The 16,535-nt window shown below is 65.1% G+C and carries 9 protein-coding genes and 1 pseudogene; 7 read left to right on the plus strand and 3 right to left on the minus strand.

The window, feature by feature from the left end:
* Positions 1-11: 11 nt before the first annotated feature.
* The 6 genes and pseudogenes from C3F36_RS05545 to fumC all read left to right on the plus strand — a co-directional run bounded on the left by C3F36_RS05545 (position 12) and on the right by fumC (position 8,441).
* Positions 12-1,389: pseudogene (locus C3F36_RS05545) on the plus strand (endonuclease/exonuclease/phosphatase family protein).
* 154 nt (positions 1,390-1,543) lie between these two features.
* Positions 1,544-3,238 carry a sensor histidine kinase gene (locus tag C3F36_RS05550; protein WP_104454664.1) on the plus strand — a complete coding sequence of 565 codons (1,695 nt, stop codon included), beginning with the start codon at positions 1,544-1,546 and terminating at the stop codon, positions 3,236-3,238.
* Positions 3,232-3,969, plus strand: a complete 738-nt coding sequence (btsR, locus tag C3F36_RS05555) for a two-component system response regulator BtsR (protein WP_104454665.1) — start codon at positions 3,232-3,234, stop codon at positions 3,967-3,969. The genes C3F36_RS05550 and btsR overlap by 7 nt, the downstream gene beginning before the upstream one ends.
* 211 nt (positions 3,970-4,180) lie before the next feature.
* Positions 4,181-5,989, plus strand: a complete 1,809-nt coding sequence (locus C3F36_RS05560) for a carbon starvation CstA family protein (RefSeq protein WP_104454666.1) — start codon at positions 4,181-4,183, stop codon at positions 5,987-5,989.
* Between the two features lie 216 nt (positions 5,990-6,205).
* Positions 6,206-6,970 (plus strand): dipeptidase PepE, encoded by a 765-nt coding sequence (pepE, locus tag C3F36_RS05565; protein ID WP_104454667.1) that lies wholly within the window; start codon positions 6,206-6,208, stop codon positions 6,968-6,970.
* Between the two features lie 79 nt (positions 6,971-7,049).
* Positions 7,050-8,441: a class II fumarate hydratase gene (fumC, locus tag C3F36_RS05570; RefSeq protein ID WP_104454668.1), complete on the plus strand. Its 1,392-nt coding sequence runs from the start codon at positions 7,050-7,052 to the stop codon at positions 8,439-8,441.
* A gap of 204 nt (positions 8,442-8,645) precedes the next feature.
* Here fumC and C3F36_RS05575 read toward each other — a convergent pair whose 3' ends face one another.
* Complete coding sequence (locus tag C3F36_RS05575; RefSeq protein ID WP_104454669.1) at positions 8,646-9,083, minus strand: VOC family protein; 438 nt, start codon at positions 9,081-9,083, stop codon at positions 8,646-8,648.
* A gap of 398 nt (positions 9,084-9,481) precedes the next feature.
* Between C3F36_RS05575 and putA the strand changes: the two genes are divergently transcribed.
* A complete protein-coding gene (putA, locus tag C3F36_RS05580; protein ID WP_104454670.1) occupies positions 9,482-13,429 on the plus strand; it encodes a trifunctional transcriptional regulator/proline dehydrogenase/L-glutamate gamma-semialdehyde dehydrogenase in 3,948 nt (1,315 codons plus the stop codon).
* Between the two features lie 157 nt (positions 13,430-13,586).
* Here the strand turns inward: putA and alr are convergent, their stop codons facing one another.
* Both alr and dnaB read right to left on the minus strand, forming a co-directional pair.
* Positions 13,587-14,660 (minus strand): alanine racemase, encoded by a 1,074-nt coding sequence (alr, locus tag C3F36_RS05585; RefSeq protein ID WP_104454671.1) that lies wholly within the window; start codon positions 14,658-14,660, stop codon positions 13,587-13,589.
* Between the two features lie 138 nt (positions 14,661-14,798).
* Positions 14,799-16,193 (minus strand): replicative DNA helicase, encoded by a 1,395-nt coding sequence (dnaB, locus tag C3F36_RS05590; protein ID WP_039040054.1) that lies wholly within the window; start codon positions 16,191-16,193, stop codon positions 14,799-14,801.
* Positions 16,194-16,535 lie beyond the last annotated feature (342 nt).

Consider the following 16,535-nt stretch of genomic DNA (forward strand, 5'->3'; position numbering starts at 1 on the left):
GCTTGCGCGTCATGGGGAAACCCGGGCACCTTCCCCATAAAATCCGGCAGGGTGCTGCCATTTTCCTGCCAAAGATGGCAGGCTGTCCCGGCCACACTGACGCCGAGGCCCGCCATGGTTCGCTTTGCCAGCTTCAATCTCGCCTTCGATCGCACTGCACCCGGCATGCTGGGGGAAGAGCTCGCCCTGAGCCGCACCGAGCAGGACGCCCTGCTGGCCCGCCACCGGGCGGCTGATGCCCGCCTCGACCCGGGAACGTTCACCCGGGCCAACCACGTGCAGCAGATCCGCAACATCGCCGAAATCATCCAGCGTACCCGGCCGGACGTGTTGCTGCTGAGCGAATTCGACAATGACGGCAAGGGCAGCGACACCACGGACCTCAACGCCTTCAACGACAACTACCTGGCCCACGCCCAGCACGACGAAGTGAAGGCCATCAGCTACCCGGTGCTGCAGAACTTTGCCACCAACACCGGCCTGATGAGCGGCCATGACCTCAACCTGGACGGCAAGGTCAACAACGGGCCGGACGACGCCTGGGGCTTTGGCAACTACCACGGCCAGTACGCCTTCGCCGTGATGTCCCGGTATCCCATCGATACCAAGCAGATCCGCACCTTCCAGAAATTCAAGTGGAAAGACATGCCGGGCGAAGCGAACCCCGTCATCGACGACTGCAACAATGCCAAGGCGCCGATCCCGGCCGGCCGCCAGTGCGGCGATGCCTGGTATGACGACGCCGCCTGGCAGGCCTTCCCGCTCTCGTCCAAGAACCACGCCGACGTGCCGGTGCGGGTCAAGACCGCCAAGGGGGAGCAGGTGATCCACCTCCTTATCTCCCACCCGACTCCGCCCATCTTCGGCAACGCGGCGCGCCACAACGTCAAACGCAACCGTGCGGAGATAGCCTTTTGGCAGGACTATGTGGCAGGGGCTGGCTACATGGTGGATGACGCCGGCAAGGCCGGTGGCTTGGCCGAGGGCGCCAGGTTCGTCATCGCCGGCGATCTCAACGCCGATCCCCAGATTGGCGATGGGGATCTCACCGCCATTCAGGATCTGCACAACCATGCGCTGGTCAATCAGGCCGTCACCAACGGCGCCCTGATCCCGGTCAGCCAGGGCGGCCCCGAGTGCCTCGCCAGCCAGCCGGATCAGTGCAAGCGCAACAACAACCGCCCCACCCCGGAGCGCATCACCAGCAGCAGCGGCCTGCAGCTCGACCACGTGCTGCCCTCCGCCAACCTGAACGCGGTCGCCTCCGGCGTGTTCTGGCCGGCCAGCTTCGAGCCGGGCTACCACCTGGTGTACGACGCCAAGCTCGGCATCGCCAAGGGAGTCAGCTCGGATCACCGCCTGGTATGGGTCGACGTCGCACTCGATTGACCGGCAGACAGGGCGAAGGGATGCCTTTGGCTCAGGGTGCCGGCAAATCTGTGCGCAGGCGCGCTATTCCGGCGCCCGCGGCTTGCAGCGCAAATCGGGGTTTGCTAATACTCCGCGTCCATTGGATGAGCATCCCCTTTCGAGATAGTGTGCCGTGGCTTTCGAACAATTCGCGCTCGTGATATCTCTCTTCCAGCAGCTCTGCGTCTATCTGGTGATCGCCTGGCTGCTCTCCAAGACGCCGCTCTTCATGCCACTGACTCAGGTGACACTGAGCTGGCCCCACAAGATCCTCTGCTACCTCATCTTCTCCGGCTTCTGCGTGATGGGCACCTACTTTGGCCTCAGGATCGAGGACTCCATCGCCAATACCCGCGCCATCGGCGCCGTGCTCGGCGGCATCGTCGGCGGCCCTGTGGTGGGGCTGCTGGTGGGGCTCACCGGCGGCATCCATCGCTACTCGCTGGGGGGCTTTACCGCCCTGGCCTGCACCTTCTCCACCATCGCCGAAGGGCTGCTCGGCGGCCTGGTGCACCGCCACTTCGTCGCCCGCCACCGGCTCGATCTGCTGTTCAGCCCCTGGGTGGTGGGATCTGTGGCCCTCATCGCCGAGCTGATGCAGATGGGCATCATCTTGCTGGTGGCCCGTCCGTATGACGACGCCGTCCACCTCATCGAGAACATCATCGCCCCCATGCTGGTGGCCAATACCCTGGGGGCCGCCATGTTCATGCGGATGATCCTCGATCACCGCGCCATGCTGGAGAAGTACTCGGTCGCCTTCTCCGCCCGCGCCCTCAAGATCGCCGAGCGGGCGATGCGGGTGCTGGACAAGGGGTTCACCCAGGAGGCGTGCCAACAGATGGCGCGCATCCTCTACGAAGAGACCGGGGTGGGCGCGGTGGCCATCACCGATCGGGAGAAGCTGCTCGCCTTCATCGGCATCGGCGAGGATCACCACCTGCCGGGCACCGCCATCAACTCGGCCCACACCTTCAAGGCGATCCAGCACAACGAGGTGGTCTATGCCGACGGCAACCTCATCCCCTACAGCTGCAACCTGCATCCCCAGTGCCGGCTCGGCTCCTCGCTGGTCATTCCGCTGCGTGGGGAAGAGGGGTCGGTGGTGGGCACCATCAAGCTCTACGAGCCCAAGCGCAAGTTCTTCTCCTCCATCAACCGCACCCTGGGAGAGGGGATCGCCCGGCTGCTCTCCGGCCAGATCCTGGCCAGCAAGTACAACGAGCAGAAGCGGCTGCTGGCCCAGTCGGAGATCAAGCTGTTGCAGGCGCAGATCAACCCGCACTTTCTGTTCAACGCCCTCAACACCCTGGCGGCGGTGATCCGGCGCGACCCCGAGGATGCCCGCACCCTGGTGCACCACCTCTCCACCTTCTTTCGCAAGAACCTCAAGCGCCAGGGTGACGAGGTGACCCTGGCCGACGAGCTGGAGCACGTGAACGCCTACCTGCACATCGAGCAGGCCCGCTTCGCCGAGCACCTGAGCGTGCAGATCCAGATTCCCGAGCCGCTGCTGGAGTACCGGCTGCCCACCTTCTCCCTGCAGCCCATCGTCGAGAACGCCATCAAGCACGGCATCTCCCAGATGTTCGAGCCGGGCAAACTGACCCTGACGGCGCGGCAGGAGGGTGAGCAGCTGGTGCTGGAAGTTGAGGACAACGCCGGCCTCTATCAGGCCAGGCGGGAGGAGAGCGGCCTTGGCATGAACATAGTGGATCGGCGCATCAAGGCCCGTTACGGCGCCGAGTACGGGGTCACCATTCACTGCGAGCCCCATCAATCCACCCGGGTGAGGATCACCCTTCCCCTGCAGGAGAGCCCATGCTGACCGCCCTGATCGTCGACGATGAACCCCTCGCCCGCGAGGAGCTGCGGCTGCTGCTGGCGCAGGCGGGCAATATCCGCCTGCTGGGAGAGTGCGCCCACGCCATGGAGGCGCTGCCCGCCATCCATCGCCTCAAACCCGACCTGCTGTTTCTCGACATCCAGATGCCGCGCATCAGCGGGCTGGAGCTGGTGAGCATGCTGGATCCGGACTTGCGCCCCCACATCGTCTTCATCACCGCCTACGACGAGTTTGCCCTGCGCGCGTTTGAGGAGAACGCCCTCGACTACCTGCTCAAGCCGGTCACCAGCGAACGGATGAACAAGGCGCTGGAGCGCATCCAGCGGCTGCTTTCGCCAAAGGGTGAGCTGGCGGGCCAACCGCTGCCGGATCCGACCCGCATCGCCCAGCCCCTGCGCAGCATTCCCTGTAGCGGCCACAACCGCATCCTGCTGCTGCCCCTTGGCGAGGTGGAGTTCGTCCACAGCGATCTGGCCGGCAACAAGGTGGTGAGCGCCCAGCAGCAAGGCACCACCGAGCTGACACTGCGCACCCTGGAGGAGAAGACCGGCTTCGTGCGCTGTCACCGCCAGTACCTGCTCAACCCGGGCCAGATCCGCGAGATCCTGCTGCTGGACGGCGGCCTGGCGGAGGTGGTGACCCAGGGCGGCCACAAGGTGCCGGTGAGCCGGCGCTACCTCAAGCCCCTCAAAGAATTGTTGGAGATCCCCTGAGGGGCGGGCCACTCGCCCCGTCCCCTGCCCGTTACCGCTCACCCGCTTGCCGCGCCCGCCGGCTCATCCCTCAAACCGCTCGGGGCCGCTTTTCTGCCGCTCGCGGGCGGCCCTCTGCCACTGACCCTTTCTGCGCTCCCCTTTCCCTGCCGCCTGCGTAGAGTGCAGCCTGAGCCCGGCCAGATTGGCCGCAGGAAAAGGAAACTCCGTCATGCAACACGCAATCACCTTCGTCATTGCGGCCCTCTGCATCCTCGCCATCGCCTATCGCCTCTACGGCGTGTTCTTTGTGCGCAAGGTGCTGCGGGCCGACGACAAGCTGGTCACCCCCTCCCACGAGCTGGAAGATGGCAAAAACTATGTGCCGACCAACAAGTGGGTCAACTTCGGCCAGCACTTCGCGGCCATCGCCGCCGCCGGCCCGCTGGTGGGCCCGGTCCTGGCGGCCCAGTACGGCTACCTGCCGAGCTTTCTCTGGCTGCTGATCGGCTGCGTCATCGGCGGTGCGGTGCACGACACAGTCGTGCTGTTCGCCTCCATGAAGCATCAGGGCAAGTCCCTCTCCGAGGTGGCCAAGGCCGAACTCGGCCCCATCGCCGGCTGGTGCACGGGCCTTGCGATGCTGTTCATCATCACCATCACCATGGCGGGTCTCTCCATGGTGGTGGTGCACGCGCTGGAGCGTAACGCCTGGGGCGTGTTCGCGGTCTTCATGACCATCCCCATCTCCATGGTGGTGGGGATCTGGCACAAGCTGACCGGCAACCTGCAAGCCGCCTCCTGGGTGGGCTTCATCGCCGTGCTGGCCTGCGTCTTCTTCGGCCCCTACGTGCAGGAGAGCGCCTTCGGTGCCTGGCTGACCCTGCGCGCCGAGACCATCAGTCTGGCGCTGCCCATCTACGCCTTCTTCGCCACCGCGCTGCCGGTCTGGCTGCTACTCACCCCGCGCGGCTACATCTCCAGCTTTATGAAGATCGGCGTGTTCGGCGCCCTGGTGATCGGCGTCATCTGCATCAACCCCGAGATCCAGTTCCCCGCCATGACCCAGTTCGTCCACGGCGGCGGCCCGGTACTGGGCGGCCCGGTCTGGCCCTTCATCTCCATCACCATCGCCTGTGGCGCCATCTCCGGCTTCCACGCCTTCATCGGCTCGGGCACCACCCCGAAACTGGTGGACAAGTGGAACGACATCCTGCCGGTCGCCTTCGGTGCCATGCTGGCCGAGTGCGTGGTGGGCGTGATGGCGCTGATCGCCGCCACCGCCCTGCACCCGGCGGATTACTTCGCCATCAACGCCACTCCGGAGGCCTTCGCCAAGCTGGGGATGCAGGTGGTGGATTTGCCCTTCCTCTCCCAGGAGATCGGCATGGATCTGAACGGCCGCACCGGCGGCGCCGTCACCCTGGCGGTGGGCATGTCCTACATCTTCACCAAGGTGCCCTGGTTCAGTAACCTCGCCTCCTACTTCTTCCAGTTCGTGGTGATGTTTGAAGCGGTGTTCATCCTGACCGCCGTCGACTCCGGCACCCGGGTCTCCCGCTACCTCATTCAGGACTTCTTCGGCGAGTTCTACCCGCCCCTCAAGCGCATCGACTGGATGCCGGGCGCCATCGGGGCCAGCGTGCTCGCCTGCGTCATGTGGGGGTATCTGCTGATGTCCGGCGATATCGGCTCGGTATGGGCCCTGTTCGGGGTATCGAACCAGCTGATGGCCTCGGTGGGCCTCATCATAGGTGCCACCATCATCCTGCGCCTCGCCAGCAAGCGCCGCTATATGCTGACCTGCCTGATCCCGCTGGCCTACCTGTTCGTGACCGTCAACTACGCCGGTTACTGGATGATGCGCAACGTCTACTTCAACTCGGCCGCCAAGGGCTACAACCCGATGAACGGCGCCATCTCCCTCATCATGCTGGTGCTGGGGGCGCTGATCCTGATCTCCGCCCTGCGCAAGTGGAGCGAGCTGTGGAAGCTGCGCCAGCAGCCCGAGTTCCGGGTGGCCGAGGCGACCGCCTCCTGATCCGTCCAGCCCTCCTCGGACCCCGCCTCGGCGGGGTCTTTCATTGGCGCTGCGCATTCATCCATTGGCATTGACCCGCCCCTTCGCAGTGGTTGAATGGGTCCCCGGATCACAGAACCGCCCAGCCCGGGGTGCTAGCATGCCCCGACGGCCACTTGGCCGCACCGGCCCAAGTGATCCTCCCTCCTCCGCTTTCACCCTTTGAGGACAGCTTTCATGGAACTGCTTCTGCTCAGCAACGGCAAAACCACAGAACACCCCGGCCTGCTCGGCTGGGCCCGGGAGCGGGTACGAACCCTGCTCGCCCGCAAACAGGTCAAGCGCATCCTGCTCATCCCCTACGCGGTGATCCGCAGCGACTGGGACGCCCGCGCCTTCGAACTCAGCGAGAGCCTAGGGGTGAAGGCCATCAGCATCCACCAGTTCGACGATCCGGTGGATGCCATCCAGCGGGCCGACGCCATCTTCATCAGCGGCGGCAACACCTGGCGCCTGAACCAGCTGCTGCACGAATACGGCCTGGTGGTGCCCATCCAGCGTGCCGTGCGCGAGCGAGGCGTGCCCTATGTGGGCTGGAGCGCCGGCTGCAACGTGGCTACCCCCAGCATCCGCACCACCAACGACATGCCGGTGTGCAGCGCCGCCGTGCTGCCGGCGCTGGGCCTGTTCCCCCTGCAGATCAACCCCCACTACCTGGATGCCGGCATCAGCGGCCACATGGGGGAGACCCGGGACGAGCGGCTCGCCGAGTTCTGTGCCATCAACCCGAGCGAGTCCGTGGTGGCCCTGCGCGAAGGGAGCCTGCTTCAGGTAAGCGGCGAGCACGGCGGCGAGAGCATCGAATACTGGAGCGCCCGGGGCGAGGGCTTCAAGATCTTCAAGCACGGTGAGACCACTCAGGAGTTCATCACGGCCGCGCCCCTGGCCGGGCTGACGCCGTTTCACCGCCTGGCCGGGGCCATGACGACCGCGGTGACCTGAGCGTTCGCCCGCGGGATTTGCCATGCTGTGAGGGGCAAGGGATCTTCCCTCGCCCCTTTTCCTGCCGGCGGGAGGCACCATGACCATCAGGATTGAACACGACAGCCTCGGGGAGATCGCCGTCCCGGTCGATCGGCTCTGGGGCGCCCAGACCCAGCGCTCCCTGCATCACTTCAACATCTCGGGGGAGCGCCAGCCCATGGAGATCATCCATGCCCTGGCCCGCATCAAGTCCGCCTGCGCCCGGGTCAACCACACCCTGGGGCTGCTCCCCGCCCGCAAGGCCCAGGCCATCATGGCCGCCGCCGACGAAATCCTGCGCGGCCTGCACGACGCCGAGTTTCCCCTGATGGTGTGGCAGACCGGCTCCGGCACCCAGACCAACATGAACCTCAACGAGGTGCTGGCAAACCGGGCCAGCGAACTGCTCGGCGGCCCCCGGGGGGAAGCGCGGCTGGTGCATCCCAACGACGAGGTAAACAAGAGCCAGTCCAGCAACGATGTCTTTCCGAGCGCCATGAACCTGGCGACGGTCACCGCCATCACGCAGCGGTTGCTGCCGGCCCTCGCTGCCCTGAAGCAGATCCTGTCAGGCAAGGCCGCCGCCTTCGACCACATCGTCAAGATTGGCCGCACCCATTTGCAGGATGCCACTCCCCTCACCCTGGGCCAGGAGATCTCCGGCTGGGTCGCCCAGCTTGAACAGGGGGAGCGCCATCTACGGGCCGCCCTGCCCCATTTGTGCGAGCTGGCGCTCGGCGGCACCGCCGTGGGCACCGGCCTCAACTGCCCTCCCGGCTTTGCCGAGGCGGTGGCCAGAACCCTGGCCGAGCAGACCGGCCTGCCGCTCATCAGCGCCCCCAACAAGTTCGAGGCCCTGGCGGCGAGTGACGCCCAGGTCCATGCCCACGGCGCCCTCAAGACGCTGGCGGCCTCCCTCATGAAGATCGCCAACGACGTGCGCTGGCTGGCGAGCGGTCCCCGAAGCGGACTGGGGGAGCTGCTCATCCCCGAGAACGAGCCCGGATCCTCCATCATGCCCGGCAAGGTCAACCCGACCCAGAGCGAGGCGCTCACCATGCTCTGCGCCCAGGTGATGGGCAACGATGTGGCCATCAACATCGGCGGTGCCAGCGGCAACTTCGAGCTCAACGTGTTCAGGCCGATGATCGCCTACAACGTCCTGCAGAGCGTGCGGCTGCTGGGGGATGGCATGCAGACCTTCCACGACCACTGCGCCGTCGGCATCACCCCGAACCAGGCCAGGATCGACGATCTGCTCTCCCGCTCCCTGATGCTGGTGACGGCCCTCAACCCCCATATCGGCTATGACAAGGCGGCCGACATCGCCAAACGGGCGCACCATCAGGGGCTGAGTCTGCGGGAGGCGGCCATTGCCTCGGGCCACCTCAGCGCGGAGCAATTCGATGCCTGGGTGATCCCCGCTGACATGGTGGGTCGCACGCCATAAGGCAGCTCAGCTGCGCGATAATCCGAGCCCGGGTGATCCCCGTCGGCAGAGTGGGTCGCACGCCATAAAGCAGCTCAACGCACTGCACGGCAATCCCATGCCCGGGGCATACCAGCGCAGGTGGCAGGCGCAGCAAATAGGGACAGTGATGGGAAATAAAGATGAAAAGGGCGCCATGGCGCCCTTTTCATTGCAGATCTGCCGTCAGGTCTTGCTCTGGCAGTTGAACATCCAGTGGGTGCCGAACTTGTCCACCAGGGATCCGAAATAGTCACCCCAGAACATCTCCGCCAGCGGCATCTCCACCTGACCTCCCTCGGCCAGGGCTGCGAACAGGCGATCGGTCTCGCCCCGGCTGTCCGGCTCCAGGTTGAGGTAGCTGTTGTTGCCCTGTACCAGGGTGAACCCCATGCTGGCCGGAGCATCCGTGCCCATCAGCACGTGACCCCCAAGGATGGACAGGGCCACATGCATCACCAGCTCCCCGTCTTCCTCCGACAAAGGGGGCTGGCCCGGGCAACCCGGGGACTCCTTGAACCTGTGGATGGGGCCGCTGAAGTCTCCGCCGAACACTTCGCGATAGAAGAGGAAGGCAGCCTCCGTCTCCCGGGCAAAATTGAGATAGGTACTGACACGCGCCATGGGTTTCTCCTTGTCACCGATAGCTGGCCCCTGTGGCCAGCTAACAGCATAGAAGAGCACGGGGCTCTGTCAGGTGGCGCTCCGCCCCCTTCTGCGCACGGGGGAGCCGCGCTCACAGCCCGGGCTCGGTCGAACACGCAAAAGTGCAACCCGATTCGCAGTGGGTTGCACCTCATGTAGGCATTCATAAGATGCATTGCCAACCCATTAATAATGCTGTGAAAAGCGGACAAGCGGCGGGCTTGAAAGGAGCCTGATGGAGACCGGATTCATGGAAGAATTCAACAATGTAACCAATACATTAAAATTTCTTGCTTGAAGGTTGCACCTGGTTGCACCATCATCGGCGAAATTTAACCGTCCGGTAATATTGTTACCTTCTAGACACAGGAAGTCCCATGGCCACTACCACCCTCGGCGTCAAACTCGATGAAGCGACCCGCGACCGCCTCAAACAGGCTGCGCAGACCCTGGATCGCACTCCCCACTGGCTGATCAAGCAAGCCATCTTCACCTATCTGGAGCAACTGGATCTCGGTCTGACCCCGCCCGAGCACTCCGGGCTGGCTGCCGCCGCCGGGGAAGAGGCCGTCGAGACCCTGACCGAGCAGGGCATCCAGGTCTTCCTCGAGTTTGCCGAGAGCATTCTGCCCCAGTCCGTGCTGCGGGCCGCCATCACGGGGGCTTATCGCCGCCCCGAGACCGAAGCCGTCCCCATGCTGCTGGAGCAGGCCCGTCTGCCCAAGGAGAAGGCTGACGCGACCCAGAAGCTGGCCATGGGCATCGCCGAGAAGCTGCGCAACCAGAAGAGCGCCAGCGGCCGTCAGGGCCTGGTGCAGGGGCTGCTTCAGGAGTTCTCCCTCTCCTCCCAGGAAGGGGTGGCCCTGATGTGCCTGGCGGAGGCGCTGCTGCGCATCCCCGACAAGGCGACCCGGGATGCCCTCATCCGCGACAAGATAAGCGGCGGCAACTGGAGCCAGCACCTGGGCCAGAGCACCTCATTGTTCGTCAACGCAGCCTCCTGGGGTCTGCTCATCACCGGCAAGCTGGTGGCCACCCACAACGAGGCGGGCATGAACAACTCCCTCAAGGGACTCATCGGCAAGGGGGGTGAGCCGCTCATCCGCAAGGGCGTCGACATGGCGATGCGCCTGATGGGTGAGCAGTTCGTCACCGGCGAGACCATCGCCGAGGCGCTGGCGAACGCAGGCGGCATGGAGAGCAAAGGGTTCCGCTACTCCTACGACATGCTGGGGGAAGCGGCCCTGACCGAGGAGGACGCGAAACGCTATCTGGCCTCCTACGAGCAGGCCATCCACGCTATCGGCAAGGCCTCCCACGGTCGCGGCATCTACGAGGGGCCGGGTATCTCCATCAAACTCTCCGCCCTGCATCCGCGCTACAGCCGCGCCCAGTACGATCGCGTCATGGAGGAGCTCTACCCCACCTTGCTGGGCCTGACCCAGCTCGCCAGGCAGTATGACATCGGCATCAACATCGACGCCGAGGAGGCCGATCGCCTGGAGATCTCCCTCGATCTGCTGGAAAAGCTCTGCTTCGATCCGTCCCTCGCCGACTGGAACGGCATCGGCTTCGTCATCCAGGCCTACCAGAAGCGCTGCCCCTATGTGATCGACTACGTCATCGATCTCGCCAAGCGCAGCCGTCACCGCCTGATGATCCGTCTGGTGAAGGGCGCCTACTGGGACAGCGAGATCAAGCGCGCCCAGCAGGAAGGGCTGGAAGGCTACCCGGTCTATACCCGCAAGCCCTACACGGACGTCTCCTACCTCGCCTGCGCCCGCAAGCTGCTGGCGGTGCCCGAGGCCATCTATCCCCAGTTCGCCACCCACAACGCCCACTCCCTGTCTGCCATCTATCAGCTGGCGGGTCAGAACTACTACCCGGGTCAGTACGAGTTCCAGTGCCTGCACGGCATGGGTGAACCGCTCTACGAACAGGTGGTCGGCAAGGTGGCCGACGGCAAGCTGGGTCGCCCCTGCCGCATCTATGCACCGGTAGGCAGCCACGAGACCCTGCTCGCCTACCTGGTGCGCCGCCTGCTGGAGAACGGGGCCAACACCTCCTTCGTCAACCGCATCGCGGACAACAACATCTCCCTCTCGGATCTGGTGCAGGATCCGGTGCAGCAGATCGAGCAGATGGCCGCCCGTGAAGGGACCCTGGGTCTGCCCCATCCGCGCATCCCCCTGCCACGGGATCTCTACGGCGAGGCGCGCCCGAACTCCGCAGGTCTGGATCTCGCGAACGAGCACCGCCTGGGGTCACTCTCCGCCGCCCTGCTCGCCAGCACCAACACCGCCTATCAGGCCGTGCCCATGCTGGGTTGCGACACCGAGGCGCCGACCCAGTTCCAGCCCGTGCTCAACCCGGCGGATCACCGCGATGTCGTCGGTCAGGTGAGCGAAGCCACGGTAGCGCTGGTGGACAAGGCGCTCGCCTGCTCCCTCACGAGCGGCCAGATCTGGCAGTCCACCCCGCCAGCCGAGCGGGCCGCCGTGCTGGACAGGGCCGCCGATCTGATGGAATCCGAACTGCAACCCCTGATGGGCCTGCTGGTTCGCGAATCCGGCAAGACCTTCGCCAACGCCATCGCCGAGGTGCGCGAAGCGGTGGACTTCCTGCGCTACTACGCCGCCCAGGCGCGCAACCACTTCGCCAACGACACCCACAGGCCGCTCGGCCCCGTGGTCTGCATCAGCCCCTGGAACTTCCCGCTGGCCATCTTCAGCGGCCAGGTGTGCGCGGCCCTGGCCGCCGGCAATACGGTGCTGGCCAAGCCTGCCGAGCAGACCCCCCTCATCGCGGCACAAGCGGTGCGCATCCTGCTGGAAGCGGGGGTTCCCGCCGGTGCGGTGCAACTGCTGCCGGGCCGTGGTGAGACCGTGGGTGCGGCGCTCATCGCGGACGAACGGGTGCGCGGCGTCATGTTCACCGGCTCCACCGAGGTGGCGGGCATCATCTCCCGCAACCTGGCCGGTCGCCTCGACGCCCAGGGTCGCACCATTCCCCTCATCGCCGAGACCGGCGGCCAGAACGCCATGATCGTCGACTCCTCCGCCTTGACCGAACAGGTGGTGATGGATGTCATCTCCTCGGCGTTCGACAGCGCCGGTCAGCGCTGCTCCGCCCTGCGAGTGCTGTGCGTGCAGGATGACGTGGCGGATCGGGTGATCCGGATGCTCAAGGGCGCCATGGCCGAGTACAAGGTCGGCAGCCCCGAGCACCTCTCCACCGACATCGGCCCCGTCATCGACGCCGAGGCCAAGACCAACATCGAACGCCACATCAAGGCCATGGGCGACAAGGGGCGCAAAGTGCACCAGATCGCCCGCCCCCAGGGGGATGCCTGCAGCCGCGGCACCTTCGTGCTGCCGACCCTGATCGAGCTCGACAGCTTGGACGAACTGGGACGCGAAGTGTTCGGCCCTGTGCTGCACCTGGTCCGCTACCCGCGCACCCGGCTCGGGGAGCTGCTCGAGCAGATCAACGGCAGCGGTTACGGCCTGACCCTGGGTGTTCATACCCGCATCGACGAGACCATCGCCCAGGTGGTGAACGTGGCCAAGGTGGGCAACCTCTACGTCAACCGCAACATCGTGGGCGCCGTGGTCGGGGTGCAACCCTTCGGTGGGGAAGGGCTTTCCGGCACCGGTCCCAAGGCCGGTGGCCCGCTCTACATGTATCGCCTGCTCGGCGCCCGTCCCCAGGAGGCGGTGGCCAACCAGCTGCACCAGGAGTCCGGTGCCCTGCATGCCGAGGCGAAAGCCCCCCTCGTGGCCCTGCGCGACTGGGCGAGCAAGCAGGATCCGGCCCTCGCCGCCCTGTGCGATCACTACGCCGCGCTCTCCCAGAGCGGCCGTACCCAGCTGCTGACCGGCCCCACCGGCGAGCGCAACAGCTACAGCCTGCTGCCCCGGGAGCGGGTGCTCTGTCTTGCCCAGGAGAAGGCCGACCTGCTGGCCCAGCTGGCCGCCTGTCTGGCGGTCGGCAGCCAGGTGCTGCTGCCGGACGATGCCCAGACACGCTCCCTGCTCTCTTCCCTGCCGACCGAGGTGCGGGATCCCATCGCGCTGGTGGCGGACTGGGCCACGGGGGAGACGGACTTCGATGCCCTGCTGCACCACGGCGACTCGGATCAGTTGCGGGAGGTGAGCAAGCTCGCCGCCGCGCGCCAGGCAGCCCGTAACGGCGCCATCATCGGTGTGCACGGCCTGCATCGCGGCGAGACCGACATCCCGCTGGAGCGCCTGCTCATCGAGCACGCCCTCTCGGTCAACACCGCCGCCGCCGGTGGCAACGCCAGCCTGATGACCATAGGCTAAGCGCCACATAGTGACGGTGACTCAAGCCCCGCAGATGCGGGGCTTGTTCTTTCGTCTATGGGACACGCCCATGAAAAAGGCCGCCCCTGTCGGGGCGGCCTTTTTGTTCTCCCTTCTCCCCTCGCGGGAGAAGGGTGGGGGATGAGGGGCGGCTCGCCTACACGTACTCCATAAAGACGCGGGAGGTGAGCTTGGTGATGAGCTCATAGGGAATGGTGCCGATCTGGTCGGCCACCCGCTCTACCGGCAGCCCTTCCCCCCAGAGCACAGCCTCGTCGCCCGCCTTGTCGGTGGCGCCGGGACCGAGATCCACCGTCGTCATGTCCATGGAGACACGGCCCACCAGGGGCACGATGCGGCCATTGACCAGCACTGGCGTACCGTTGGGGGCCATGCGCGGATAACCGTCGCCATAGCCGATGGCGATGACACCGAGCCGGGTATCGCGATCCGACACCCAGTTGGCGCCATAACCCACCGGCTCGCCCGCCTTGTGATCCCGCACCGCGATCAGTTGTGTCTTGAGGGTCATCACCGGCTTGAGGTCGTAATCCGCCGCCACCGTATTAGGGAAGGGGGAGACGCCGTAGAGGATGACGCCGGGGCGGATCCAATCGCAGTGGGAATCCGGCCAGGCCAGGATGCCCGCCGAGTTGGCCATGGCGCGTTCGCCCAACAGCGGCGCGGTCAGCTGGCTGAACAGGTCGATCTGCTCGCGGGTGGTGGGCTGCTCCAGCTCATCGGAGCGGCTGAAGTGGGTCATGACGTTGAACGGCTGCACCACGTTCTTGCACTTGGCGAGGCGCTCGATAAAGGCGGGCATCTCCTCGGCCCGTACCCCGAGGCGGTGCATGCCGGTGTCGAGCTTGAGCCAGGCCACCACGGGGGCAGGCAGCTCCGCCAGCTCCAGCGCCTCGAGCTGCTCCCAGGTGTGCACCGCGGTCTGCAGGTTGTTGGCCGCCAGCACCGGCAGGTCGGCGGCGCTGAAGAAGCCCTCCAGCAGCACGATGGGCTTGACCACGGCGCAGGAGCGCAGCATCAGCGCCTCTTCGATGCGGGCCACCGCGTAGGCGTCCGCATCCACCAGGGTGCGGGCGACCGGCAGCAGGCCGTGACCGTAGGCGTTGGCCTTGACCACGGCAATGATCTTGCATTGGGGGGCGTGGCGTTTCACCACGGCGAGGTTGTGGCGCAGGGCCGCTGTGTTGATCTGGGCGATAGCCGCTTTCATCTGTTTTCCCTTACGAGGGCATGATAATCAGGCACCGGGTGGTGTCAGCCCTCAAATCTCATCGTCTAAGGCCGGACCGGCAGAATTGTCGAACCGGGAAAACTGTTTATGGATGCCGGGAGCAGGCTCCCGACTTACTTAGTAGTCATCGTCAAACGCCGGGCCCGCGTAGTTGTCAAAACGCGAGAACTGACCCTGGAAGGTGAGCCGCACTCGTCCTATGGGGCCGTTACGCTGCTTGCCGATGATGATCTCGGCGATCCCCTTGTCGGGGCTGTCGTCGTGATAGACCTCGTCGCGGTAGATGAACATGATCAAGTCCGCATCCTGCTCGATGGAGCCCGATTCCCGCAGATCCGAGTTGACCGGGCGCTTGTCGGCCCGCTGTTCCAGGCTTCGGTTCAGCTGGGAGAGCGCCACCACGGGGCACTGCAGCTCTTTCGCCAGCGCCTTGAGGGAGCGGGAGATTTCACCGATTTCCAGAGTACGGTTGTCAGACAGCGCCGGCACCCGCATCAGTTGCAGGTAGTCCACCATGATCATGCTGATGCCGCCGTTGTCCCGCGCCACCCGACGGGCACGGGAGCGCACTTCGGTCGGGGTGAGGCCGGAGGAGTCGTCGATGTACATCTTCCCCTTCTCCAGCAGCAGCCCCATGGTGGAGGAGAGCCGCGCCCAATCCTCGTCGTCGAGCTGGCCGGTCCGCACCTTGGTCTGGTCGATGCGCCCCACCGAGGCGAGCATACGCATGATGATCTGCTCGGAGGGCATCTCGAGGGAGAAGATCAGCACCGGCTTGTCGGCGGTGAGGGCCGCGTGCTCGCACAGGTTCATGGCAAAGGTGGTCTTGCCCATGGAGGGACGGGCGGCGACGATGACCAGATCCGAACGCTGCAGGCCGGCGGTCATCTTGTCCAGATCGTTGTAGCCGGACGACACGCCGGTCACCCCGTTGTGGGGGGTCTTGAACAGCTCTTCAATCTTGTCGACGGTCTGCTCGAGGATGAGCTTGAGCGGCTGGGGGCCCTCGTTGGCGCTGGTGCGCTGCTCGGCGATCTGGAACACCTTGCTCTCGGCCAGGTCCAGCAGATCGTTGGAGGTACGCCCCTGGGGCTCGTAGCCCGCTTCGACTATCTCGTTGGCGACCGAGATCATCTCCCGCACCACCGCCCGCTCACGCACGATCTCGGCGTAGGCACTGATGTTGGCGGCACTCGGGGTGTTCTTGGCGATCTCCACCAGATAGGCGAAGCCACCGGCCTCTTCCAGTTGCTCGGAGCGCTCGAGCTCCTCCTGCAGAGTGATGAGGTCGATGGGGTTGCCCGCGTTGGAGAGGCGGGTCATGGCCTGGAAGATCAGGCGGTGCGGGCGGCTGTAGAAATCCTTGTCGATCACCCGTTCGGCGACCCGATCCCAGGCCTCGTTGTCCAGCATCAGGCCGCCCAGTACGGACTGTTCGGCCTCAAAAGAGTGGGGAGGTACTTTCAGCTGTTGTGTCTTGGCGTCTTTTTTCGCCGTCACTTGCTCTGCCATACACATAAAAACCGCAGCGGGAAGGGGACGGGAATTTTACAAAAGAAACCCCGCCATCGCGAGTGCTAATACGTCCCGTCATCGCATCCGGCGACAAGACGGGACCCAGGCCTTGTCAGCGTCATCCACTTCTGCGCCTCAGACCTGCCTCACAGTACGAGAAAGGGCCAGACCAGGGTCTGATCTTTCGTTCTTGCTCTTTGTTTGTTGCGCAGCCTGCGCACCGAGCGACTCGGCCGTCTGTGTCTCATGGGCGCCTCCCCTGTCGGACGACTCAATCTGTTCATGAATAATTCATGCCATCCGTGATAATCATACCCGCAAGCTGCAACACAAAAAGGG

The organism is Aeromonas sp. ASNIH2, from assembly GCF_002934795.1.
GTDB lineage: Bacteria > Pseudomonadota > Gammaproteobacteria > Enterobacterales > Aeromonadaceae > Aeromonas > Aeromonas caviae.

Excerpts from the sequence above, each read along its gene's own strand:
- btsR (WP_104454665.1), top strand. The coding sequence starts at position 3,232 with ATGCTGACCGCCCTGATCGTCGACGATGAACCCCTCGCCCGCGAGGAG.
- C3F36_RS05560 (WP_104454666.1), top strand. The coding sequence starts at position 4,181 with ATGCAACACGCAATCACCTTCGTCATTGCGGCCCTCTGCATCCTCGCC.
- pepE (WP_104454667.1), top strand. The coding sequence starts at position 6,206 with ATGGAACTGCTTCTGCTCAGCAACGGCAAAACCACAGAACACCCCGGC.
- fumC (WP_104454668.1), top strand. The coding sequence starts at position 7,050 with ATGACCATCAGGATTGAACACGACAGCCTCGGGGAGATCGCCGTCCCG.
- C3F36_RS05575 (WP_104454669.1), bottom strand. The coding sequence starts at position 9,083 with ATGGCGCGTGTCAGTACCTATCTCAATTTTGCCCGGGAGACGGAGGCT.
- putA (WP_104454670.1), top strand. The coding sequence starts at position 9,482 with ATGGCCACTACCACCCTCGGCGTCAAACTCGATGAAGCGACCCGCGAC.
- alr (WP_104454671.1), bottom strand. The coding sequence starts at position 14,660 with ATGAAAGCGGCTATCGCCCAGATCAACACAGCGGCCCTGCGCCACAAC.
- dnaB (WP_039040054.1), bottom strand. The coding sequence starts at position 16,193 with ATGGCAGAGCAAGTGACGGCGAAAAAAGACGCCAAGACACAACAGCTG.